Here is a 23295-nt window from a genome sequence, read left to right on the forward strand (position 1 = left end):
GGTTCCTTTCGCGACTTGAACACCATCGGCGGAGCCGACAATTGAACACCGTTCAGGTTAATGCATGCGCGACGGCCACCATCGCCGAACCGATCTGGGCGACCTCGGCGGGCGTGCAGATGAACGGCGGCATGGCGTAGACGAGCCGGCCGAACGGGCGCAGCCACACCCCGTGGCGCAGCGCCGTCTCGGTCGCCACCGCCATGTCGACGGGGTCGACCATCTCGACGACGCCGATCGCACCGAGCACCCGGACATCGGCGACCCCGGCCAGCTCCCGTGCCGGCTCCAGACCGCTGCGCAATCCGGTCTCGATCTCAGCCACCCGGGCCTGCCAGTCACCGCCCAACAGCAGCTCCACCGAGGCCACCGAGACCGCACAGGCCAGGGCGTTGGCCATGAACGTCGGACCGTGCATCAACGCGCCCGGTTCACCGGAGCTGATGGTCCGCGCCAGCGCCGATGTGCACAGGGTGGCGGCCAGTGTGACGTATCCCCCGGTCAGCGCTTTACCCACACACATGATGTCGGGTGTCACGCCGACGTGGTCGGCGGCGAACAAGGCGCCGGTCCGCCCGAAACCGGTGGCGATCTCATCGAAGATCAGCAGCACGCCGTGCCGATCGCACGCCGCACGCAGGTCGGTCAGGTACCGCGGGTCGTGAAAGCGCATGCCGCCGGCGCCCTGCACCACCGGCTCGACGATCACCGCCGCCAGTTCATCGGCGTGTTCGGCCAGTTGCGCCTCGAAGGCCGCGCTGTAGGCGACGTCGTATTCGGTGGGCACCCGCGGGGCGAAGACCTGCGGTGTGAGCACATCGGTCCACAGGTCGTGCATGCCGCCGTCCGGGTCGCACACGCTCATGGGTGTGAAGGTGTCGCCGTGGTAGCCACCCCGCCACGTCATCAGCCGGTGTTTGGCGGGCCGGCCCAGACTGCGCCAGTACTGCAGCGCCATCTTGGCGGCCACCTCCACCGCGACCGACCCGGAATCGCTGAAGAACACCGTCTCCAGCCCGGCCGGGGTGATGTGGACCAGCAGCTGAGCCAGCCGGGCCGCGGGCTCGTGGGTCAACCCGCCGAACATCACGTGGTTCATCGTGGCCAGCTGGTCGGTGATGGCCGCATCGAGCACCGGGTGGCCGTGCCCGTGCACCGCCGTCCACCACGAACTCATCGCATCCAGCGCCTGGACGGGCTTCCCGTTGTGCACCAGCGTCAGCCAGGCGCCCTTGGCGGCCAGGGCGACCACCGGTGCCGGCGCCCCGGCACCGATGGTGCTGTAGGGGTGCCACACATGTGCGGTATCGATTGCGCTGATCTCGGACGGTGTCAACGCGGGCATGAGATCCGACACTATCGCTTTGCTCAGCGACTGTGACTCGGCGCCCGCGACCTGAGCTCTGCAGGGTTCTTAGGTAGATTAAGTCACCGACCATGAAGACCCCCGCCATCCACCGGCCTGATTCCGTTTCCCATGTCGGTTCCACATCCGGTGCTCCCAAGCGCGCCGAAATGGGCACCCGCACATCGGGTTTCTATCGGCACGACCTGGACGGGCTGCGTGGGGTCGCCATCGCCCTGGTCGCCGTGTTCCATGTCTGGTTCGGCCGTGTTTCCGGTGGTGTCGACGTTTTCCTGGCTCTGTCGGGGTTCTTCTTCGGCGGCCGTCTGCTGCGTACCGCGCTGCGCCCGGGTGCCTCGTTGCGGCCGGCGCCCGAAGTCATCCGACTGGTGCGGCGACTGCTCCCGGCCCTGGTCGTGGTGCTCGCAGCGGCCGCAGTGCTCACCATCCTGGTGCAGCCCGAGACGCGCTGGGAGACGTTTGCCGACCAGAGCCTGGCGAGCCTGGGCTACTACCAGAACTGGGAGCTGGCCGACTCGGCCTCGAACTACCTTCGGGCCGGCGAGGCCGTCAGCCCGCTGCAACACATCTGGTCGATGTCGGTCCAGGGCCAGTTCTACCTCACGTTCCTGGTGCTGGTTTTCGGGTTCGCGTACCTGTTCCGCAACCGCATGGGCCGGCACCTGAGAACGGCGTTCATCGTGCTCATCGGGGCACTCACCATCGCGTCGTTCGTGTACGCGATCATCGCGCACAACGCCGATCAGGCCACGGCGTACTACAACAGCTTCGCCCGCGGTTGGGAGATGACGGCGGGCGTGCTGGCCGGCGCGCTGGTGCCGCGGGTGCGCTGGCCGATGTGGCTGCGCACGGCGATCGCCACCCTCGCACTGGCCGCGATCGTGGGCTGCGGCGCTCTCATCGACGGGGTGCGCGAGTTCCCCGGGCCGTGGGCGCTGGTCCCCGTCGGCGCCACCGTGCTGTTCATCCTCTCGGCGGCCAACCGCGGCGACGCACCGCTGCCCGCACCCAACCGGCTGCTGGCCACCAAGCCCTTCGTCTCGCTGGGCTCGATGGCGTACGCGCTGTATCTGTGGCATTGGCCACTGTTGATCTTCTGGCTGGCCTACAGCGGAGGCTCACATGCCGGTCTGCTCGACGGGTCCGTCGTGCTCTTGATCTCCGGCGTGCTGGCCTGGCTGACGACGCGGTATGTGGAGACACCCCTGCGCTACCGCGCTCCCGCGGCGCGCACGGCCCCGGTGATAGCCCTGTCCTGGCGGACCCGGCTGCGCCGGCCGACCATCGCGCTGGGCTCGGTGGTGACCCTGCTCGGGGTGGCGCTGACGGCGACGTCGTTCACCTGGCGCGAGCACGTCACCGTGCAGCGGGCCAACGGTAAGGAGCTTTCCGGGCTCTCGTCGCGCGACTATCCCGGCGCGCGGGCGCTGATCAACAACGCCAAAGTGCCCAAGTTGCCGATGCGCCCCACCGTGCTGGAAGCCAAGAACGATCTGCCCGAAACCACCGATGACGGCTGTATCAGCGATTTCGACAGTGTCGACATTCTCAACTGCACCTACGGCGACAAGGATGCGTCGCGGACCATCGCCCTGGCGGGGGGCTCACATGCCGAACATTGGATCACCGCGCTCGATCTGCTCGGCCGGATCCACCACTTCAAGATCGTCACCTATCTCAAGATGGGTTGCCCGTTGACCACAGAGGAGCATCCTCTTGTCATGGGCGACAACCGGGCGTACCCGAACTGCCGGGAGTGGAACGAGAAGGTGATGCCCAAGCTGCTCGCCGACCATCCCGACTATGTGTTCACCACCTCGACGCGCCCGTGGAACATCAAGGACGGTGACGTGATGCCGGGCTTCTATATCGGCATCTGGAAGGCCTTCGCCGACGCCGGGATCAACGTGCTCGCGATGCGCGACACCCCGTGGTTGGTGCGCGACGGAAAGCCCTATTTCGCCGCGGATTGCCTCGCCGACGGGGGCGATTCCATCTCGTGCGGCATGAAGCGCTCTGAGGTACTGTCCGACCACAACCCGACCCTCGATTTCGTCCAGCAGTTTCCGAACCTCAAACCACTCGACATGAGTGACGCGGTGTGCCGACCAGACATCTGCCGAGTTGTGGAGGGAAATGTGTTGATGTACCACGATTCTCACCACATATCGACGACCTATATGCGCACCATGACCAACGAGCTGGGGCGTCAGATGGCCGCCGCGACCGGTTGGTGGTGACATGGTCAACGCAGTGTGGCCGGGAACCGCCTACCCCCTCGGAGCGACGTACGACGGTGCGGGTACCAACTTCTCGCTATTCTCCGAAGTCGCCGAGAAGGTGGAACTCTGCCTGATCGCCAAGGACGGCAGTGAGGAACGCATCACGCTCGACGAGGTCGACGGATATGTGTGGCACGCCTATCTGCCCACTGTCACCCCGGGCCAGCGATACGGATTCCGGGTGCACGGGCCGTGGGACCCGGCGTCCGGGCACCGCTGCGATCCGAGCAAGCTGCTGCTCGACCCCTACGGCAAGTCATTTCACGGCGACTTCGATTTCAGCCAGGCGTTGTTCTCCTATGACCTGAACGCCGAGGACCCGGAGATCCCCGGGCACCCGCCGGGAGTCGACTCGCTGGGCCACACCATGACCAGCGTGGTGATCAACCCGTTCTTCAACTGGGGATCCGACCGCGCACCCCACACGCCCTACCATGAGACCGTCATCTACGAGGCCCACGTGAAGGGCATGACCGAGTTGCATCCGGGCATCCCCGAGGAGCAGCGCGGCACCTACGCCGGCCTAGCCCACCCGGTGATCATCGACCACCTCAAATCGCTGAACGTCACCGCCATCGAGCTCATGCCCGTGCACCAGTTCCTGCACGATCACCGGCTGCTCGACCTCGGACTGCGAAACTACTGGGGTTACAACACTTTCGGTTTCCTGGCGCCGCACTACCAGTACGCCGCCAACCAACACGCCGGCGGTGCCGTGGCCGAGTTCAAGGCGATGGTGCGGTCATTCCACGACGCCGGCATCGAGGTCATCCTCGATGTCGTCTACAACCACACCGCCGAAGGCAACCACCTCGGTCCGACCATCAATTTCCGCGGTATCGACAACGCGGCGTACTACCGCCTGCTCGACGGACAGCCGCAGTTCTACAAGGATTTCACGGGTACCGGGAACAGCCTCAACGCCCGGCACCCGCACACCCTGCAGCTCATCATGGATTCCCTGCGGTACTGGGTACTGGACATGCACGTGGACGGCTTCCGGTTCGATCTGGCGTCCACGCTGGCCCGCGAGTTCTACGACGTCGACCGATTGAGCGCGTTCTTCGACCTGGTCCAGCAGGACCCGGTGATCAGTCAGGTCAAGCTGATCGCCGAACCATGGGATGTCGGCGAGGGCGGCTACCAGGTCGGGAACTTCCCAGGTTTGTGGACCGAGTGGAACGGGAAATACCGGGACACTGTGCGCGATTACTGGCGGGGCGAACCCGCAACCCTCGGTGAGTTCGCCTCGCGGCTGACCGGTTCCTCGGATCTCTACGAGGCGACCGGCCGCCGTCCGAGTGCGAGTATCAACTTCGTCACGTGCCATGACGGCTTCACGCTGAACGACCTGGTGTCCTACAACGAGAAGCACAACGACGCCAACGGCGAGGACAACCGCGACGGCGAGAGCCACAACCGGTCGTGGAACTGCGGTGTGGAAGGTCCCACCGACGACCCCGACATCCTCGACCTGCGGCACCGTCAGATGCGCAACATCCTGGGCACCCTGATGCTGTCGCAGGGCACACCGATGATCAGTCACGGCGACGAGATCGGCCGCACCCAGGGCGGTAACAACAACGCGTACTGCCAGGACTCCGAGATCGCCTGGATCGACTGGTCGATGTGCGAGACCAACGCCGACCTGCTCAACTTCACCCGCAAGGTGGTCGCACTACGCAAGAACCACCCGGTGTTCCGCCGGCGCCGGTTCTTCGACGGGACGCCGATCCGCACCGCCGAGCAGGAACGCGATATCGCCTGGCTGACGCCGGCCGGTACCGAGATGACGCCGGAGGACTGGGGTTCGGGCTTCGGCAAGAGCATCGCGGTGTTCCTCAACGGCGACGCCATCCCCGAACCGAACTCCCGCGGCGAACGCGTCACCGACGACTCATTCCTGTTGTGCTTCAACGCCCACGACGAGGAGCTCGACTTCGTGCTGCCCGCCGAGGGATATGCCGAACAGTGGGCCACCGCACTGGACACCGCCGATCCCGGCGGTCACAACGATCTCGTCGCGGCCGCGGGTGAGAAGATCTCGCTCCGGCCGCGGTCCCTGTTGGTACTGCAGAAGACGAGCTGAGCGGGCCCGTGGCAGCCGTCCTTTCGACGTATCGCCTTCAGCTGCGCGGCGATTCGTTCACCTTCGCCGACGCCGAGAACCTGCTGGACTACCTTGCCGAGCTCGGGGTCTCACACCTGTACCTGTCCCCCATCCTGACCGCCAACGCCGGTTCGACGCACGGCTATGATGTCACCGACCCGACCACCGTGTCCGCTGAGCTGGGCGGAGGCGAAGGCCTGCAACGACTTTCGGCGGCGGCCCGGGCGCGTGGGCTCGGCCTCGTCGTCGATATCGTGCCCAACCACGTCGGGGTGGAGTCACCGCGGGACAATCCGTGGTGGTGGGATGTACTGACGCACGGCCGGAAGTCGGCGTTCGCATCCTACTTCGATATCGACTGGGACCTGGCCGATGGCCGCGTCGTGCTGCCGGTGCTGGGCTCCGATGACGATGTCGACGGCCTGCAGATCGACGGCGGGCTGCTGCGACTGGGCGAGCGGGTGTGGCCGATCGCGCCGGGCACCGCCGAGGGCAGCCCCGCCGAAGTGTATGCGCGGCAGCACTACAAGCTGATCGGCTGGCGCAACAACCTCTGCGGCTACCGACGGTTCTTCTCGATCACCTCACTGGCCGGGTTGCGGCAGGAAGATGCGCAGGTGTTCGCCGCCTCGCATGCCGAGGTACGGCGCTGGTTCACCGATGAGCTGGTCGACGGGCTGCGCATCGATCATCCGGACGGCCTCACCGACCCGGCCGGCTATCTGGTGCGGTTGCGCGAGCTGGTCGGCCCGCGGGCGTGGATCGTCATCGAGAAGATCCTGGCGCCCGACGAACCCCTGGACACCGCGCTGCCGGTCGACGGGGGCACCGGGTACGACGCCCTGCGCGAGGTGGGTGGGGTGTTCATCGATCCCACGGGCGAACCGGCACTGACCGCGTTGTACGCGGCCGACAACGCCGCACAGACCCGACTGCTCAAGACGTCGGCCGCCACCACCACCCTGGCCAGCGAACTGGCCCGATTGCGCCGGGTGATCGTCGCCGAGGTGGGCAGCGATCACCCGCTGCTGGCCGAGGCGATCACCGCGCTGCTCACCCACATCGGGGTGTATCGGTTCGACTATCCGAGCCTGGCCGCGGTCGGCCCGGTCGCGATCGCCGAAACCGCCGCCACCCGAACCGAACTCGCGGAGCCACTACAGATCATCGCCGCAGCCCTGGCGGCAGGCGCCGAGGCGGACAAACGGATCCAGCAGCTGTGTGGCGCCGTGACCGCAAAAGCCGTCGAGGACTGCCTGTTCTACCGGGACGCCCGCTTGGTATCGCTGAACGAGGTCGGTGGTGAGCCCGAGGACTTCGGGGTGAGCGCAGCCGAATTCCATCTGCGGTCCGCCACCCGGGCCCGGCTGTGGCCGCGTGCCATGGTCACCACCTCCACGCACGACACCAAGCGCAGCGAGGACGTCAGGGCCCGCATCGGCGTACTGTCCCAGGCGGCCGAGGTGTGGTCCGAGCGGATCCGGCGGTGGTCGCACGTGGTACTCGCACCCGATGAGCAGACTGCGGTATTCCTGTGGCAGAACATCTTCGGGGTGTGGCCGGCCGACGGAGACGTCACCGACGCGCTGCGCAACCGGCTGCACGCCTACGCCGAAAAGGCGATCCGCGAGGCAGGCACGCACACCACGTGGAACGACCCCGACGCCGAGTTCGAATCGGCGGTGCACGCCTGGCTGGACTCGATCATCGACGGCCCCGTCGCCACCGAGTTGACCGCGCTGGTCGGGCAGCTGGGCCCACACGGAATCAGCGACGCGATCGGTCAGAAGCTGCTGGCCCTGACGGTGCCCGGTATCCCCGATGTCTACCAGGGCACCGAACTGCCCGATGACAGCCTGGTCGACCCGGACAACCGGCGCCCCGTCGATTACGAAGCCCGCCGGGCCGCACTGGCCGACGGGAGCGATCCCAAGATCCGGGTGGTGCACGCCGCGTTGCGGCTGCGCCGCGACAAACCGGACACCTTCCTGGCCGGTGGCCACCATCCGCTCCAGGCGCAGGGAACGGCCGCCGATCACGTGGTGGCCTACCTGCGCGGTGACGATGTCCTGGTGGCGGTGACCAGGTGGACCCTCCGGCTTGGCGAAACCGGTTGGGGTGAGACCACTCTCACGCTGCCGCCGGGGACCTGGACCGACCGGATCGGTGGCCGGACGTTCACCGGCACGGTGCCGGCGGCCGAACTGTTCGGCGAACTGCCGGTGTCGCTGCTGGAGCGGGCCGCATGACCGCCTTCGCCGTGTGGGCGCCGCGCCCCGAACTGGTCCGCCTCGATGTCGACGGGGTAGTGCACCCGATGACCCGCGGTGCGGACGGCTGGTGGCGTGCGGACGTGCCGGCCCGGCCCACAAGCCGGTACGGTTTCGTCCTCGACGACGACGAGACGGTGCTGCCGGATCCGCGCTCGGCACGCCAACCCGACGGCGTGCATGCGCCGTCGGCCCGGTGGGAACCGCAGGCCGCTCCAGCCCCGTGGGCCGGCCGGTCCGTCGAAGGTGCGGTGATCTACGAACTGCATCTGGGCACGTTCACCCCCGCGGGCACGTTCGACGCGGCCATCGAGAAGCTGGACCATCTGGTCCGGCTCGGCGTCGACTTCGTCGAGGTGATGCCGGTCAACGCCTTCGGCGGCACCCACGGCTGGGGTTACGACGGTGTGCTGTGGTACGCCGTGCACGAACCCTACGGCGGGCCGGATGGACTGCTGCGCTTCGTGGATGCCTGCCACGCCCGCGGCCTCGGCGTGCTGATCGACGCCGTGTTCAACCATCTCGGACCGTCCGGCAACTACCTGCCGCGGTTCGGGCCCTACCTGTCGACGGGCAGCAACCCGTGGGGCGAATCGATCAACATCGCCGACGCCGACGCCGACGAGGTGCGCCGCTACATCCTGGACTGCGCGCTGCGCTGGATGCGTGTCTTCGGTGCGGACGGCCTGCGGCTGGACGCGGTGCACGCACTGGTGGACACCACCGCGATCCACATCCTCGAAGAGCTGGCCGGCGAAACCGAGGCGCTGGCAAAAGAACTGGGCCGTCCGCTGTCGCTGATCGCCGAGAGCGACCGCAACGATCCGCGGCTGATCACCCCCCGCGACCGGGGCGGGCTCGGGATGACCGCGCAGTGGGACGACGATATCCACCACGCCATCCACACCGCGGTCTCGGGTGAACGGCAAGGCTACTACGGCGATTTCGGCTCCCTGCAGACCCTGGCCCAGACCCTGACGCACGGCTACTTCCACGCCGGCACCTACTCGTCGTTCCGGCATCGTCGGCACGGCCGGCCGCTGGATGTCACCACGATCCCCGCCACCCGGCTGCTGGCCTACACCCTCACCCATGACCAGGTGGGCAACCGGGCCGTCGGGGACCGGCCGTCGCAGAATCTGACCTTCGGCCAGCTCGCGGTGAAAGCTGCTCTGGCACTTGGCTCGCCCTACACGGCGATGCTGTTCATGGGTGAGGAATGGGGATCGACGAGCCCGTTCCAGTTCTTCAGCTCGCACCCGGAGCCCGAGTTGGGCCGGGCCACCGCCGAGGGCCGCAAGGCCGAGTTCGCCGCGCACGGGTGGGATGCCGACGAGATCCCCGACCCCCAGGACCCGGCCACCTTCGAGCGGTCCAAGCTGAACTGGGACGAGCTGACCACCGGCGAGCACGCCCGCCTGCTGGAGCTCTACCGCGGCCTGATCGCCTTGCGGCACCACGAACCCGACTTCGCCGACCCGTGGCTGACCCATCTGCGCGTCGACTACGACGAGGATGCCCGCTGGATCGTCATGTACCGCGGCGCGCTGGCGGTGGCCTGCAACCTCGGCACCGACGCGGTGACGGTTCCGGTGGCCGGCGCCACCGTGCTGGCATCCGAGGATCCCACGCCGGACGGCACCGGCACCCGCCTGCCGGGACAGTCGTTCGCGGTGCTGCGCAGCACCGACTAGGTCAGGTAGCGGTAGGTCGGCGAACCGGGCTCCAGACGCTCGATGTGGCAGTCTGATTCGCGCATTCGCAGCAGCAGGCCGTCGAGATCGGTGGCCGACCCCATCTCGATGCCCACCAGCGCCTCACCCGTCTCCCGGTTGTTGCGCTTGACGTACTCGAACAACGTGATGTCGTCATTGGGACCGAGGACGCCGTCGAGGAAGTTGCGCAGCGCCCCGGGCTCCTGTGGGAAGTCGACCAGGAAGTAGTGCTTCAGGCCGAGATGCACGAGCGAACGCTCCAGGATCTCGCCGTAACGGGACACGTCGTTGTTGCCGCCGGAGATGATGCACACCACCGTCGACCCCGGCTCGATGCCCGCCTCCAGCAGCGCCGCGACCGACAGGGCGCCCGCCGGCTCGGCGATGATGCCCTCGTTCTGATAGAGATCCAGCATCGCGGTACACACCGCGCCCTCATCCACCGAGGTGATCGACACCATGTCCCCCGCCGCGGCCAGCGCGGCATAGGTATGGGTGCCGGCGCGCGCCACGGCCGCACCGTCGACGAACTGGTCCACATCCTCGAGCGTCACCGGTTCACCCGCCGCCAGCGCCGCCATCATCGACGCGGCGCCGGCCGGCTCCGCGCCGAGCACCGCCGTGGCGGTGGTCCGCTCGGACAGGTAGGTGGTGATGCCGGAGATACAGCCGCCACCGCCGACCGGCACGATGACCAGGTCGGGTTCGTCGGGCAGCTGGGCCAGTATCTCCGCGCCGATGGTGCCCTGCCCGGCGATGGTGCGCGGGTCGTCATACGGCGGGACGAGGGTGGCCCCGGTGCGAGCCACGTCGTCGGCCGCCGCCGCTGCCGCCAGATCGAAGGTCTTGCCGCCGACGATCAGTTCGATGAACTCACCGCCGTGATAGCGGATCCGGTCGCGCTTCTGCTTCGGGGTCTTGGCCGGCACGTACACCCGGCCATGTACGCCCATGGACCGGCAGGCCAGGGCGAAACCTTGGGCATGATTGCCCGCCGATGCGCAGACCACGCCGGCGGCCAGTTCTTCGGGGGTCAGCTGCATCAGCAGGTTGTAGGCACCGCGCAGCTTGTAGGAGCGCACGGCCTGCAGATCTTCGCGTTTGAGATACACCTGCGCGCCGGTGATGCCCGACAGCCGATCGCTGAATTGCAGCGGGCTCTTGGTGACCACGCCGGAAATTCGCTGAGCCGCGTCATCGATATCCGCCGCTGACACGGTCAGCGGCGTTCGACGGGAATCCTGGCTCAGTTCGGCAGACACCGCTTCATGGTGCCACTGCAGCTCGGACAGCGGAAATCACCCACCGGGACCGGTTTGCGCAGGGTCGCGCCAGGACGGCACGCGACACGAGGCCCCCGATCCAAGGTTTCGGTTGCCCGAACTCTGGGTTGCGAGCTATCGTTGACGTATGACCGCACCACCCGAAGTACGTATCGCCGGGGTGCCCTGGCCCACGTACAAGCTGATCGCGCTGCTGCTGGGCGTGCTGGCACTGGTGGTCGTCGGCGCACTCTCGGCGAGCGCGGCTCCCGCGGTGCTGACCGCGGCGGCCGTCGCCGCGTTCACCTGGATCGTGCTCGGCGCCGTTACGCACTGATCCCCAGGATCAGCCGCCACACTGATCCGATGGAACCGACACCGCCGACGCCGGCCGAAGCGTTCGTCAAGCGGGCGGAGCGCATCGCCTCGGGCGCCGAGCACCATGTGCCGTCGTGGTTGCGCCCCGGTGAGCCGGAGAGCCGGCTGCCGGTGCTCGTGGCGATCCTGCTGGCCGTCGTGCTGCAGCGCGCCGTGCCCGACCGCTACACCGTGGTGCCGCGCTGGCCGCTGCTGGCGATGGAACTGATGCTGGTGGTCCTCCTGGTGGCGATCAACCCGCTGCGGCTGTCCCGGCGCACCACCGCCGCCCGCTGGGGCAGCCTTGCCCTGACCGCCGCCATCACCGTCGACAACACGGCCTCCGCCGTGATGCTGGACTACTGGATCCTGCGGGGCGACGTCAGCAACGACGCGGCCGTCCTGCTGGGCAGTGGCGGGGCCATCTTCGTCACCAACATCCTGGCCTTCGCGTTGTGGTACTGGGAGCTGGACCGCGGTGGGCCGTTCGCCCGGCACGCCGTCGAGCAGCCCTACCCGGATTTCCTGTTCCCGCAGATGACGGACCCCGACAAGGCCAAACCCGACTGGCGCCCGACCTTCGTCGACTATATGTACGTCAGCTTCACCAACGTGGTGGCCTTCTCCCCCACCGACACCATGCCGCTGGCGCGTTGGGCCAAGTTGATGATGACCGTGCAGGCCTCGGTCGCGATGTCGACGATCGCCCTGGTCATCGCCCGCGCGGTCAATGTGCTGAAGTGAGTTCCCGCGCCCCGATGCCGAGCATCGATTTCACCTCGATCGCCAGATAGGACGCGCCGATCACCGCTCCGAGCACGATGACCACGGTGCCGCCGATGAGCCCGGTCGAGATGCTGCCCACCGGGTCGACCATGAGAAACCACGCCACCGCACCGACGGTGACCCCGGCCAGGGCCAGCACCGGGTACGCGCGCCGGCCGGAACCCAGCACGCGGCCCAGCTCCCTCGCCCACGCCGAGGCGAACAGCCGGGTCGCGCCCGTCCTGCGCGCCACCGCGGTCCACGACACGAAGGCGCCGTAGGCCACCACGGCGGCATTGAAATCGATGTTCATGATCAGCAGGACGCTCAGATGAAAGATCGTCGCGATGGCCAGGGTGATGCGAAACGCACGCCACCACGGCACCGCCAGCAGGATCGAGAACTCGAAGATCACCGTCACCCAGTCGAGAAGTTCCCAAGCGACACGCGAATCGTGGACGGCGACCCAGTCCGACAATCCGACCTGCCGGCCGACGGTCAGGTACTTGATGACGAAATAACCCCGCGCCGCTTCGCTCGACAGGGACAGCCACCCCGTCAGGAGTTTGGTGGCCGCGGCCGCGAACCAGGCCCACCCCACCAGGATCGCCAGTAGCCGCAGCGGCCATTGCCGTTGCGGCAGAGGCTCTCTACGACACCGCAGGGCATCGAGGGAGAAACGATCTCCCCAATGGGCGAACACGAGCACCAGCGGGGCGATGACCACCAAGATGTTGTGGTCGATATTGCCCATGCAGTAGGTCAATCCGTACGTGATGGAGAGCATCAGCCACGTGAAGATCGAGGCGAATTTCGTCCACAGACCCAGCCCCAGCAGGATCAGCGCAGCCGAGCGGAGCACTTCCAGGGCGAGAAGCGCGGTGGGTGAGGGAAATCCGGAAAGGAGGCGCAGCGGGCCGGGCGGTGCGTGGAACAGGAAGTCCGGCTGCCGGCCGAGCCAGGTGATATCGGGTGCGGTGAACAATGCGCACAGCGCATAGACGATGCGATAGATGCCCAGGTCTGCCGAGGTGAACGGACCGGTCTCGACCCATCGATCGAATCTCTCGGCGATTCTCATGTCGAAGGCCCGAACACGATCCGCGTCGTGTGTAGCGGTTGGTATTCGGTTTTCGAGGGGTCGGCCGCTTTATAGGTTGCCTTGCGCCACAGGATATCCGCGCCGACCGCCGGTTCGCCGGGGAACAGCTCGGCAATTCTCGACCGGAACCAGTTCACCGCGTTCGGATCTTTCCGCACCGAATCATCCTCGAAGGCGGAGAAGACGACCATGAGGCGCACTTTCGGTCCGGGCGGCATGAGATTCTGCACCGGAACCTCTTGAGTGTGCCCGTCCGCGAACAGAACCCGCAGTGTGGGTTCTTTGCCGGTCGGCTCCCCGGTTTCGAGCGGACAGCCCGGGCATTTCGCCGGAAAGCCGGGCAAAGCCAGCGCGGGATATATTTCCCCGCACCAGAGCCCGAACAGGACGTACTGCAGCATCACAACCCACAGCACGGTGACAACGAAAATGATGCGCACGGTGCGTACGGACATTGCAGCTCCCCCCGTGCCGATAGGCGCATGCCGCCCCTGACTCTCCCCAGTCAGTGACACCAGCTATGGCGAGTGAACTTAGCAGTACCCCGACACCACGGCAATATCTGCATATTGCTTGCGACAGCAAACATTACGCCGTCTAATTTTTCGCACCGCAAAGACCGGCTCCCCCAGGAAGCCGTCAGCCGCCCAGGCAGCCCGGTCCGAGCAGGGCCTTCAGATCCCCCATCAATGCCGAGGAGGGTGTCACCCGCAGCGATTGGTCCAGCTCCAGAGTGGTGATGCGTTCCCCGCTGATCAGGCGCAGATGAACCTGTGCCACACCGGGATGGCGAGCCAGCACCTGCTTGAGCGCGGTCACCTTGTCCACCGTGCACTGCCGGGTCGGCAAGCTGAGCGCCAGCGGCCGGTCGGCCTGCGCATTCGAGAAGTCCGGCACCACAAGGTCATTGGCGATCAACGAGATCCGGTCATCGCGAATGGCCACCTTGGCACCGACCAGCACCACGGCGTCGTCGGCGATATCGGCACCGAACGCCGAATAGGTCTGCGGGAAGAACAGCACCTCGATACCGCCGGTGAGATCTTCCAATTGCGCCGAGGCCCAGGGCAATCCGTTCTTGTTGACCCGACGGTTGACCGAGGCCAGGATGCCACCGATGCGCACCTGGGTGTCGTTGGCGATATCGCCTTCCAGGATCGCCGGGATCTGGGTGTCCACCTGGGCGCTCAGCAGATGCGCCACCCCGTCGAGCGGATGACCGGACACGTAGAGACCCAGCATCTCGCGCTCCAGGGCGAGCTTGTGCTTGTCCTCCCACTCGCCGTCGGGCACCGGGATGGCGAACACCGACTCGATCCCGGTGTCGGCGTCGCCGCCGCCGAACAGATCGAACTGGCCGATCGCCTCGGCCTTCTTGGTGCCCAGCACCGAGTCCACGGCATCGGCATGTACCAGGAACAGGCCCTTGCGCGGATGACCGAGTGAGTCGAACGCCCCCGCCTTGATCAGGGATTCCGTCACCTTCTTGTTGCACGCGGTGATGTCGATCTTGTTCAGGTAGTCGGAGAAGTCGGTGTACTTCCCCTTCTCCTTGCGCCCGTTGATGATCGACTGCACCACGTTGCCGCCGACGTTGCGCACACCCCCGAGGCCGTAACGGATGTCCTGGCCGACCGAGGCGAAGTTGTGCACCGATTCGTTGACGTCCGGTGGTAGCACCGTGATCCCGAGCCGGCGGCAATCCGACAGGTATACCGCGGCCTTGTCCTTGTCATCGCCGACGGAGGTCAGCAGGCCGGCCATGTACTCGGCCTGGAAATTCGCCTTCAGGTAGGCCGTCCAGAACGACACCAGCCCGTAGCCCGCGGCGTGCGACTTGTTGAACGCGTAGCCGGCGAAGGGAAGGATGGTGTCCCACAACGCCTTCACCGCGGCCTCGGAGAAGCCGTTGGCCGTCATCCCCTCCTTGAAACCCTTGTACTCGGCCTCGAGCACCTCAAGCTTCTTCTTGCCCATGGCCTTCCGCAGCGCATCGGCCTTGCCCATGGTGTACGAGGCCACCTTCTGGGCGATGAACATGATCTGCTCCTGGTAGACGATCAGGCCGTAGGTCTCGGCCAGGATCTCCTTGAGCGGCTCCTCCAATTCGGGATGGATGGGCTTGATCGGCTGACGGCCGTTCTTACGGTCGGCATAGTCGTTGTGCGCATTCATGCCCATCGGGCCGGGCCGGTAGAGCGCCAGCACCGCGACGATATCGTTGAACCCGGTGGGCTGCATCCGGCGCAGCAGGTCCCGCATGGGTCCGCCGTCGAGCTGGAACACACCCAGAGTGTCTCCGCGGGAAAGCAATTCGTAGGTGGCCGGATCATCGAGCGGAAGGTGATCCATGTCCAGATCGATCCCGCGGTTGGCCTTGATGTTCTCCAGGGCATCACCGATGACGGTGAGGTTGCGCAAGCCCAGGAAGTCCATCTTCAGCAGGCCGATGGCCTCACACGACGGGTAGTCCCACCCGGTGATGATCGCGCCGTCCTGCGCCCGCTTCCACATCGGGATGGCGTCGACGAGCGGCTCGGAACTCATGACGACGGCGCAGGCGTGCACGCCGGCGTTGCGGACCAGCCCTTCAAGTCCGCGCGCCGTCTCGTAGATGGTGCGGACGTCCGGATCGGTGTCGATCAGGGCGCGGACCTCGGCGGCCTCTTTGTAGCGCTCATGGGTGGGATCGGTGATCCCGGCCACCGAGATGTCCTTGGCCATGATCGGCGGGGGCAGCGCCTTGGTGATCCGGTCGGCGATCGCGAACCCGGGCTGCCCATAGTGCACACGAGCCGAGTCCTTCAGTGCCGCTTTGGTTTTGATGGTACCGAAGGTGATGACCTGGGCCACCCGGTCGCTGCCCCACCGCTCCGAGGCGTAGCGCACCATCTCACCGCGGCGGCGGTCGTCGAAGTCGATATCGATATCGGGGGCCGACGGGCGTTCCGGGTTCAGGAAGCGCTCGAACAGCAGACCGTGCGGTATCGGGTCGATATTGGTGATGCCCATGGCGTAGGCCACCAGCGACCCGGCCGCCGAACCACGGCCCGGCCCGACCCGGATGTTGACCGACTGGGCGTAGCTGATGAGGTCGGCCACGATCAGGAAGTAGGACGGGAAGCCCTTGTCGCAGATGACCTTGATCTCGTAGTCGGCCCGCTCGAGGTACTCCGGCGGCACGCCGTCGGGGAACCTGCGGTTCAGACCGGCCAGAACCTCGTGGCGCAGCCAGCTGGCCTGGTCGTGACCGTCCGGCACCGGGAACACCGGCATACGGTCGCGGGGGGTCCATACATCGGCGTAGGACTGCACCCGCTCGGCGATGAGCAGGGTGGAATCACAGGCTCCCGGGACCTGCGGGTCCCATAACGCCCGCATATCGGCGGCGGACTTCAGGTAGTAACCGTCGCCGTCGAACTTGAACCGGGCCGGATCCGAGAGCGTCTTGCCGGTCTGGATGCACAGCAGGGCCTCGTGGTTGTGCGAGGCCTCGCGCGTCACGTAGTGGCAGTCGTTGGTGGCCAGCGGCGGGATACCCAGCTTGCGGCCGATCTCGAGCAGCCCTTCGCGGACCCGGCGCTCGATCTCGATGCCGTGGTCCATCAGCTCCAGGAAGAAGTTGTCCTTGCCGAAGATGTCCTGCCACTTGGCCGCCGCTTCGACCGCCTCTTTCTGGTGGCCGAGCCGCAGCCGGGTCTGCACCTCGCCGGACGGGCAACCGGTGGTCGCGATGATGCCCTCGGCATTCTCGGCGATCAGCTCGGCGTCCATCCGCGACCATTTGCCGAGCTGCCCCTCGAAGGAGGCCAACGACGACAGCTTGAACAGGTTGCGCAGCCCGGTCGCGTTCTCGGCGACCATCGTCATATGGGTGTAGGAACCGCTACCCGAGACGTCGTCACCCTTCTGTCCCGGGTCGCCCCAGGTGATGCGCTTGGTGTTGAACCGGGACCCGGGAGCGATGTACGCCTCGATGCCGATGATCGGCTTGATACCCGCGTCGGTGGCCTTGTTGTAGAACTCACTGGCACCGAACATGTTTCCGTGGTCGGTCATCCCGATCGCGGGCATCTCGAGGCGCTGCGCCTCGGCGATCATCGGTTTGACCTTCGCCGCACCGTCGAGCATCGAGTATTCGGTGTGGTTGTGCAGGTGCACGAAGGAGGAGCTCATAGGGACGCCAGTCTATTGGTGCCGACCGACACTTCTCGGCGTGTCGGCATCCGTGTCTTCGCGGGTGTCGGTTCACCCGATTCCCGGGCCCCGGCTCGGCCCACAGGCACGGAACTCGCGGACCGCGGGTCCGCTGTATCGTATGACTCCGTGATCGAGCTCAATAATGTCGCCAAGACTTTCGGCGGTGGCGTTCCCGCCCTGCGCGACGTGAGCTTTTCGGTCCCCACCGGGTCCGTGTGCGCGTTGCTGGGCCACAACGGCGCCGGCAAGACGACCACCGTCAAGATCCTCTCCACCTTGCTCAAGCCGAGTTCGGGCCGGGCCATCGTCGCGGGCTACGACGTGGCCACCGAGCCCGCCCAGGTGCGCCGCAGCATCGGGGTCACCGGTCAGGACGCCGCCCTCGATCCGCGGCTGACCGGCCGGGAGAACCTGATCTTGTTCGGGCGTCTGCGCGGCCTGCGCCGCGCCGAGGCCCGCGCCCGGGCCGAAGAGCTCATCACCCAGTTCGACATGGGCCATGCGGCCGACCGTCAGGTCAGCGGCTACTCCGGAGGTATGCGGCGGCGCATCGACATCGCGGTGTCACTCGTGATCCTGCCCAAGGTGCTCTTTCTCGACGAGCCGACCACCGGCCTGGACCCCCGGAGTCGGCGCGATGTGTGGAACCTGGTGGCCTCGATGAAGGCGCAGGACATCACCGTCCTGCTGACCACCCAGTACCTCGAAGAGGCCGATATCCTCAGTGACTCCATCGTCATCCTCAACGCCGGACAGATCGTCGCCAGCGGCACCGCCGACGAGCTCAAGCGCCAGACCGGTTCCAGCTACTGCGAGATGACCCCGCTCAATCCCGACGACCTGTCGCGGATCGCCACGGCGCTCGCCGACTTCGACGAGGTCGAGGTCGACACCGATGCGACCACGGTGGCGGTCCCGGCGCCCAAGGGTGTGGCCACGCTGACCGAGGTGTTCCGGCGGATGGACGAGATCGGCGTCGAGCTCATCGACATCTCCCTGCGCAGGCCCTCCCTCGACGAGGTGTTCCTGCACCTCACCTCCCCGGTCACCTCGAAGTGACGCCGTTCGCACTCCTGACGGCCCGCATCCTCGGGAAGAGCCGGATGGATCTCGTCTTCGCCGTTCTGGTGCCGATGTCCGGGCTGATCGGCCTGACGTTCCTGCTCCGTGATGTCATCGCCACCGGCCAGATGAGCTACGCGCAGTACATCCTGCCCGCGGTGGTCGTGCAGGCGATGCTGTTCGGTGCGCTCACCACGACCGACCGGGCCGCCTCGGAGAAGGCCAGCGGGCTCAGCTCCCGCATGCGCACGCTGCCCATCTCGCCCTATGCGCCGTTGTTGGCCCGGATGGCCTACTGCCTGATCCGCGGGGTGCTGGCCCTGACCGCCGCGCTCCTGGGCGCGTATCTGTTCGGGTTTCGGCTGAACAGCGGATTCGGTTACGCCGCAGCCTTTGTGCTGATGTCGCTGACGTTGACCCTGGCGCTGTCCCTGGGCGCGGACGCGACCGGCAGCAAGGCCGGCCGCACCGAGGTGGCCAGCCAGCTGTTGCTGGTCCCGCAGTTGCTCTTGGTGATGCTGTCGACCGGGCTCGCACCGGTCGACGCCTTTCCGTCATGGCTGCAGACTTTCGTGCGGTACCAGCCCATCTCGCAGATCACCGAGACCCTGCGCGGCTTCACCAGCGGCCACGTCACGACCGGCAATCTCGCCACCAGCCTGGCCTGGTGCATCGGCCTGCTGGTCGTCTTCGGGCCCATTGCCGTGCGACTTCAGGGGCGAACATCATGACTTCCGATTCAGCGCACCGGCATTCCCTGCTCACGGAGAGTTGGGTCTTCGCCGGTCGGCTCTTCATCCAGTGGCGCCGCTACCCGATGGTGCCGCTGCAGGCGCTGCTGTTCCCCACCCTGCTGCTCATCATCTACGGGGCACTCGTCGGCAAGTCGATGGTGCGCCTCACCGGCAACAGTGGGCTGGACGTCCTGATCCCGGTCTGCACGCTGGCCGGCGCCATGTCCGGCGCCATCGGCGCCGGACTGGTGGTGCCCTATGACCGCGACAGCGGTCTGCTGACCCGGCTGTGGATCATGCCGGTGCACCGGACGGCGCCGTTGACCGGCGCGCTGCTGGCCGAGGCGGTGCGCACCTTCGCCGGGTCGGCGGTCGTGGTGGCCACCGGATACGTGATGGGCTTCCGGTTCTCCGGCGGCTGGCTGGAGTTGATCGTCTACCTGTTGGTCCCGGTCATCGTCGTGGTCGTCTTCGCCACCATCGTCATCACGCTGGCCCTGCGGCCACAGGGCCGGGTCATCCTCACCTGGACGCAGACGCTGTGCACGGGCCTGGCCTTCGCGACGATCGTCCCACTCGACCGGCTTCCGGCACTGCTGCGCCCCCTGGCGCAGTATCAGCCGGTGGCACCGGCGGCGGCGGCGATGCGCGCGCTGTCCTCCGGCGGCAACGTGTGGCAGCCGATGCTGTTCACCGTGCTGTGGGCCGTGGTGATCGCGGCGCTGTTCGTGCCCGCCACCGTGCGCGGGTACAAAGCCGCGGTCGAGGGCGGCAAAGTCAACGGCTGAACCGCCGTCAGGGCGTGACCTCGAAGGTGGCCGGCATCTCGAACTCCGACCGTTTGAGCCACGCCGAGACGAAGCCGTACTGGAACGCCAGGCCGACCACTGCGTTGGCCGCGAGTTCGCCGAACGGCCGGCGCAACTCCGCGCGCAGCGTCGTCCACGCCTCGGTCGCCGAGTGCTGCGGCGCCGGGTGCTCGCCGTGGCGCCCGCGTTCGTTGTGGTGCACCCAACGCAGGTAGGCGTTGCTGTGCCCGTAGCGCTTCCACTGGCTCCCCAGATCCCGCATCGCGGTGCGCGGTTCCCACTCCATCAGGACCCTGGTGTCGGTCGCTATCGTGCCCAGCGGCTGTTCCTGGATCCGCCAGCAGATATCGAGGTCGCCACCGCCGCGCATCGCCCTGAAGCCGCCCACCTTCGTGAACGCGATCCTGTCGATACCGAGATTGGCGGTCGGGTAGTAGTCGGGTTTGGGCGGCACCATCCCGATGGTGGCTTTCATCGCACCGCCGCCGCGAGGAAGCATGAAGGGTTGCATCTTGGCCGCCATGCGGGCGGCCAGCGTGGGCCCGGACACGGTGCGCACATTGGTGCACGACAACACGACTCCCGGCCGGCTCTGGAGTTCGCGGTGCGCGTCGAGCAGACCGGGCAGCGGACGGCAGCGCCCGTCGATGAACAGCAGGATGTCGGCGACCGATCTGCTCGCGGCCAGCTGCCGCGCGTAGTACGGGCCGCGACTGTCGGTCACCGTCACGACGTGGGCGCCCAGCGAACGTGCCACCGCCTCGGTGTCATCGGTCGAGGCGTCGTTGACGACGGTGACCCGATCACCTTCGGCGAGCTGATCGAGCAGCGGCCGAAGCAGCTTCGGTAGATGGTCGGCCATATCCCGGACAGGGATGATCACCTCGATGGTCTGCCCCGCCATGGATCAGCCGTTCAACCCGCCGCGGCCTAGCGAGTACACCTGCCACCCGGCGCTGGACCAGTACTCGCGGTCGATCGCGTTCCGCGTGTCGAGCAGGCGCGGTTCTTTGACGACCGACCGGAAGGAGACGGGATCGATATTGCAGTATTCGTCCCACTCGGTTGCCAGCACGATCAGATCCGCGTTGCGGCAAGCATCCTCGGCGCTGTCGAAGTAGCCCAGCGTCGGGAACCGCGCCTTGGCGTTCGCGATGGCCTTCGGGTCGTGGACGCGCACGTCGGCGCCCTTGAGGTGCATCGCGGCCGCCACGTTCAGTGCCGGCGAATCGCGGACGTCATCGCTGTTCGGCTTGAACGCGGCACCCAGCACGGCGATGCTCTTACCGAGGAACTCCCCACCGACGACCGCGCGCGCCACCGAGACGGCCTTCTCGCGGCGGCGCAGGTTGATCTTGTCGACCTCGTGCAGGAATCGCAGCGCGTCCGAGGCGCCGAGCTCACCGGCCCGGGCGCTGAACGCGCGGATGTCCTTGGGCAGGCATCCGCCGCCGAAGCCCAACCCCGCGTTGAGGAAACGTTTACCGATCCGGTCGTCGTACCCGAGCGCGCGACTGAGCATCACCACATCGGCGTCGACGATCTCGCACACCTCGGCCATCGCGTTGATGAACGAGATCTTGGTGGCAAGAAAGGCATTGGCGGCCACCTTCACCAATTCCGAGGTCGGGAGGTCTGCGGTCAGGTGCGGCGTGCCCGCTTCGATGATGGAGGCGTACACCTCCTGCAGGGTCTTCTCCGCATATTCGGACGTGACGCCGAAGACCAGGCGATCCGGCGCCAGGGTGTCCTCGATCGCCTTTCCTTCCCGGAGGAACTCCGGGTTCCACGCAACTTCGAGGTGGTGGGCCGACGCTGCATCGGCCACCTCGGCAGCAAGGCGCTGGGCCGTGCCCACCGGGACGGTCGACTTGCCGACGATCAGGCCATCGCAGTCGGCGCTGGCGGCGACGGACCGGAAAGCGCTGTCGACGTAGGCGATGTTGGCCGCGTCAGAGCCGGCCAGCTGCGGAGTCCCGACACAGACGAAGTGCACCGAAGCGCCCGAGACCGCTTCCTGCACCGATTGACTGAACCGCAACCGGCCGGTGCCGAGCACTTCCGTGAGCAGCTCGTCGAATCCGGGTTCGTAGAACGGCGACTTGCCGGTCGCCAGCGCAGCGATCTTCGACGCATCGGTGTCGTAGGCGACGACCTCATGTCCGATTTGTGCCATGCACGCGGCGTGAACGGCGCCCAGGTAGCCCGTCCCAATCACGCTCATTCTCATTTGCTGAACTCCAGGCTCTAGAAGGGGCCATCGGTCGACTATTTCGCAGCACGCGCAGCGCGCTGGTTCGCCGCTCAGTACATCACACGACGGCACCGCACACCGCGTGCGGATATCTCCCGATGCGGAGGTAATTACCGCAAATGTGACATCAGCCACATTACGCACGCTCACCGCCGGGCATTGCCGTAGCGGCGTCTGCACGGCAAAGCCGCACGCGTTGGCTGGACGGCGATCAGACCCCCGCTGAGCCAAGAACCTCCTGGTAGAACCAACTTTTGGTTGCTAGGGTCCGCGCATCGTCAGTGAGATTGATCACCACGGGTGGGCAATGACGCACCGAATGTCCAGACACCAGTGAGGAGCACGGCATGCCCGGAATCGCTCAGCGAATCGATCAACTGAAATGGAATCTATGGGGAGCGCGGCACTTCCGCACCTCACAGGACTACTGGGAGATGCGTTATCGCCACGGCGGAAATTCAGGCGCGGGGTCATACGACCGGCTCGCCCGCTTCAAGGCGACATTCCTGAACGATTTCGTAGCCGTCAACCACATTTCGTCGGTGATCGAGTTCGGCTCCGGAGACGGCTCACAACTGGCCCTGGCGACGTATCCCGAATACGTCGGTGTCGATGTGTCCGAGACGGCACTGGCGGCCACCAGACGCAGGTTCGCCGACAACCCGTCGATCCGTTTCCTGCACACCAGTGAAGTCACCGACCGGGACCGGGCCGAACTGTCGTTGTCCCTGGACGTCATCTACCACTTGGTCGAAGACGCCGTCTTCGACACCTACATGTCTCGGCTTTTCAGTGCAGCAACACGTTTCGTCGTGGTGTACGCGAGCGACGAAGACCGGGCCTGGTCGTCACCCCATGTTCGACACCGCAACTTCACCCAATGGGTCAAGGAACATCAGCCCGATTTCGACTTCGTCGAACGGGTGCAGAATCCCTATCCGTACTCCGAGGACGACCCGGACAACACGAGCTTCTGCGACTTCTTCGTGTTCGCCCGGTCGGGGTAG

17 protein-coding genes are annotated in these 23295 nt (G+C 66.5%); 10 read left to right on the top strand and 7 right to left on the bottom strand.

What is annotated here, in order from left to right; genetic code table 11:
• Positions 1-52: 52 nt before the first annotated feature.
• Entirely contained in the window at positions 53-1345 is a 1293-nt protein-coding gene (locus QN239_RS18675; RefSeq protein WP_499012590.1) for an adenosylmethionine--8-amino-7-oxononanoate transaminase, read from the bottom strand.
• Between the two features lie 92 nt (positions 1346-1437).
• Here QN239_RS18675 and sucT point away from each other — a divergent pair, with 92 nt between their 5' ends.
• The 4 genes from sucT to treZ are packed head-to-tail and all read left to right on the top strand — an operon-like array spanning position 1438 to position 9722.
• On the top strand, positions 1438-3606 hold the full coding sequence (gene sucT / locus QN239_RS18680; protein ID WP_499012592.1) for an acetyltransferase SucT: 2169 nt from the start codon (positions 1438-1440) through the stop codon (positions 3604-3606).
• Position 3607: 1 nt separating this feature from the next.
• Complete coding sequence (glgX, locus tag QN239_RS18685; protein WP_499012594.1) at positions 3608-5737, top strand: glycogen debranching protein GlgX; 2130 nt, start codon at positions 3608-3610, stop codon at positions 5735-5737.
• Between the two features lie 8 nt (positions 5738-5745).
• On the top strand, positions 5746-8007 hold the full coding sequence (gene treY / locus QN239_RS18690) for a malto-oligosyltrehalose synthase (protein WP_499012596.1): 2262 nt from the start codon (positions 5746-5748) through the stop codon (positions 8005-8007).
• Entirely contained in the window at positions 8004-9722 is a 1719-nt protein-coding gene (treZ, locus tag QN239_RS18695) for a malto-oligosyltrehalose trehalohydrolase (protein ID WP_499012598.1), read from the top strand. The genes treY and treZ overlap by 4 nt, the downstream gene beginning before the upstream one ends.
• Here treZ and ilvA read toward each other — a convergent pair.
• On the bottom strand, positions 9719-11005 hold the full coding sequence (ilvA, locus tag QN239_RS18700; protein ID WP_499012600.1) for a threonine ammonia-lyase IlvA: 1287 nt from the start codon (positions 11003-11005) through the stop codon (positions 9719-9721). The two genes, treZ and ilvA, sit on opposite strands and share 4 nt — an antisense overlap.
• Before the next feature lie 148 nt (positions 11006-11153).
• On the opposite strand from ilvA, the gene QN239_RS18705 reads away from it, so the two are divergent.
• Positions 11154-11342, top strand: a complete 189-nt coding sequence (locus QN239_RS18705) for a hypothetical protein (RefSeq protein ID WP_267295544.1) — start codon at positions 11154-11156, stop codon at positions 11340-11342.
• Between the two features lie 29 nt (positions 11343-11371).
• Positions 11372-12106, top strand: a complete 735-nt coding sequence (locus QN239_RS18710; RefSeq protein WP_267295546.1) for a hypothetical protein — start codon at positions 11372-11374, stop codon at positions 12104-12106.
• Here the strand turns inward: QN239_RS18710 and QN239_RS18715 are convergent.
• The 3 genes from QN239_RS18715 to dnaE form a co-directional block, all read right to left on the bottom strand.
• Entirely contained in the window at positions 12090-13208 is a 1119-nt protein-coding gene (locus tag QN239_RS18715; RefSeq protein ID WP_499012602.1) for an HTTM domain-containing protein, read from the bottom strand. The two genes, QN239_RS18710 and QN239_RS18715, sit on opposite strands and share 17 nt — an antisense overlap.
• Positions 13205-13684, bottom strand: a complete 480-nt coding sequence (locus tag QN239_RS18720; RefSeq protein ID WP_499012604.1) for a hypothetical protein — start codon at positions 13682-13684, stop codon at positions 13205-13207. The genes QN239_RS18715 and QN239_RS18720 overlap by 4 nt, the downstream gene beginning before the upstream one ends.
• A gap of 184 nt (positions 13685-13868) precedes the next feature.
• Positions 13869-17405, bottom strand: a complete 3537-nt coding sequence (dnaE, locus tag QN239_RS18725) for a DNA polymerase III subunit alpha (RefSeq protein WP_499012606.1) — start codon at positions 17403-17405, stop codon at positions 13869-13871.
• Between the two features lie 150 nt (positions 17406-17555).
• On the opposite strand from dnaE, the gene QN239_RS18730 reads away from it, so the two are divergent.
• Genes QN239_RS18730 through QN239_RS18740 form a run of 3 tightly spaced genes read left to right on the top strand, consistent with a single transcriptional unit; the run spans position 17556 to position 20013 of the window.
• A complete protein-coding gene (locus QN239_RS18730; protein WP_090357921.1) occupies positions 17556-18488 on the top strand; it encodes an efflux ABC transporter ATPase subunit, DrrA-related in 933 nt (310 codons plus the stop codon).
• The gene (locus tag QN239_RS18735; RefSeq protein ID WP_263988076.1) at positions 18485-19222 is read left to right on the top strand and encodes an ABC transporter permease; all 738 of its coding nucleotides are present in this window, start codon (positions 18485-18487) and stop codon (positions 19220-19222) included. The genes QN239_RS18730 and QN239_RS18735 overlap by 4 nt, the downstream gene beginning before the upstream one ends.
• Positions 19219-20013 (top strand): ABC-2 transporter permease, encoded by a 795-nt coding sequence (locus QN239_RS18740; RefSeq protein ID WP_499012608.1) that lies wholly within the window; start codon positions 19219-19221, stop codon positions 20011-20013. The genes QN239_RS18735 and QN239_RS18740 overlap by 4 nt, the downstream gene beginning before the upstream one ends.
• A gap of 7 nt (positions 20014-20020) precedes the next feature.
• Here QN239_RS18740 and QN239_RS18745 read toward each other — a convergent pair whose 3' ends face one another.
• Together QN239_RS18745 and QN239_RS18750 are read right to left on the bottom strand one after the other, a co-directional pair.
• Entirely contained in the window at positions 20021-20938 is a 918-nt protein-coding gene (locus QN239_RS18745; protein WP_499012610.1) for a glycosyltransferase family 2 protein, read from the bottom strand.
• Positions 20939-20941: 3 nt separating this feature from the next.
• Entirely contained in the window at positions 20942-22264 is a 1323-nt protein-coding gene (locus tag QN239_RS18750) for a UDP-glucose dehydrogenase family protein (protein WP_499012611.1), read from the bottom strand.
• Between the two features lie 371 nt (positions 22265-22635).
• Between QN239_RS18750 and QN239_RS18755 the strand changes: the two genes are divergently transcribed.
• Positions 22636-23295: a class I SAM-dependent methyltransferase gene (locus tag QN239_RS18755; RefSeq protein WP_499012612.1), complete on the top strand. Its 660-nt coding sequence runs from the start codon at positions 22636-22638 to the stop codon at positions 23293-23295.

Origin of the sequence: Mycolicibacterium sp. Y3, from assembly GCF_051188035.1 — a bacterium.
Classification (GTDB): Bacteria; Actinomycetota; Actinomycetes; order Mycobacteriales; family Mycobacteriaceae; genus Mycobacterium; species Mycobacterium fluoranthenivorans.

What these genes read in the sequence shown, in the direction of transcription:
- QN239_RS18675 (WP_499012590.1), bottom strand. Translation starts at nt 1,345, where the DNA reads ATGCCCGCGTTGACACCGTCCGAGATCAGCGCAATCGATACCGCACAT.
- sucT (WP_499012592.1), top strand. Translation starts at nt 1,438, where the DNA reads ATGAAGACCCCCGCCATCCACCGGCCTGATTCCGTTTCCCATGTCGGT.
- glgX (WP_499012594.1), top strand. Translation starts at nt 3,608, where the DNA reads ATGGTCAACGCAGTGTGGCCGGGAACCGCCTACCCCCTCGGAGCGACG.
- treZ (WP_499012598.1), top strand. Translation starts at nt 8,004, where the DNA reads ATGACCGCCTTCGCCGTGTGGGCGCCGCGCCCCGAACTGGTCCGCCTC.
- QN239_RS18705 (WP_267295544.1), top strand. Translation starts at nt 11,154, where the DNA reads ATGACCGCACCACCCGAAGTACGTATCGCCGGGGTGCCCTGGCCCACG.
- QN239_RS18710 (WP_267295546.1), top strand. Translation starts at nt 11,372, where the DNA reads ATGGAACCGACACCGCCGACGCCGGCCGAAGCGTTCGTCAAGCGGGCG.
- QN239_RS18715 (WP_499012602.1), bottom strand. Translation starts at nt 13,208, where the DNA reads ATGAGAATCGCCGAGAGATTCGATCGATGGGTCGAGACCGGTCCGTTC.
- QN239_RS18720 (WP_499012604.1), bottom strand. Translation starts at nt 13,684, where the DNA reads ATGTCCGTACGCACCGTGCGCATCATTTTCGTTGTCACCGTGCTGTGG.
- dnaE (WP_499012606.1), bottom strand. Translation starts at nt 17,405, where the DNA reads ATGAGCTCCTCCTTCGTGCACCTGCACAACCACACCGAATACTCGATG.
- QN239_RS18740 (WP_499012608.1), top strand. Translation starts at nt 19,219, where the DNA reads ATGACTTCCGATTCAGCGCACCGGCATTCCCTGCTCACGGAGAGTTGG.
- QN239_RS18745 (WP_499012610.1), bottom strand. Translation starts at nt 20,938, where the DNA reads ATGGCGGGGCAGACCATCGAGGTGATCATCCCTGTCCGGGATATGGCC.
- QN239_RS18750 (WP_499012611.1), bottom strand. Translation starts at nt 22,264, where the DNA reads ATGAGAATGAGCGTGATTGGGACGGGCTACCTGGGCGCCGTTCACGCC.
- QN239_RS18755 (WP_499012612.1), top strand. Translation starts at nt 22,636, where the DNA reads ATGCCCGGAATCGCTCAGCGAATCGATCAACTGAAATGGAATCTATGG.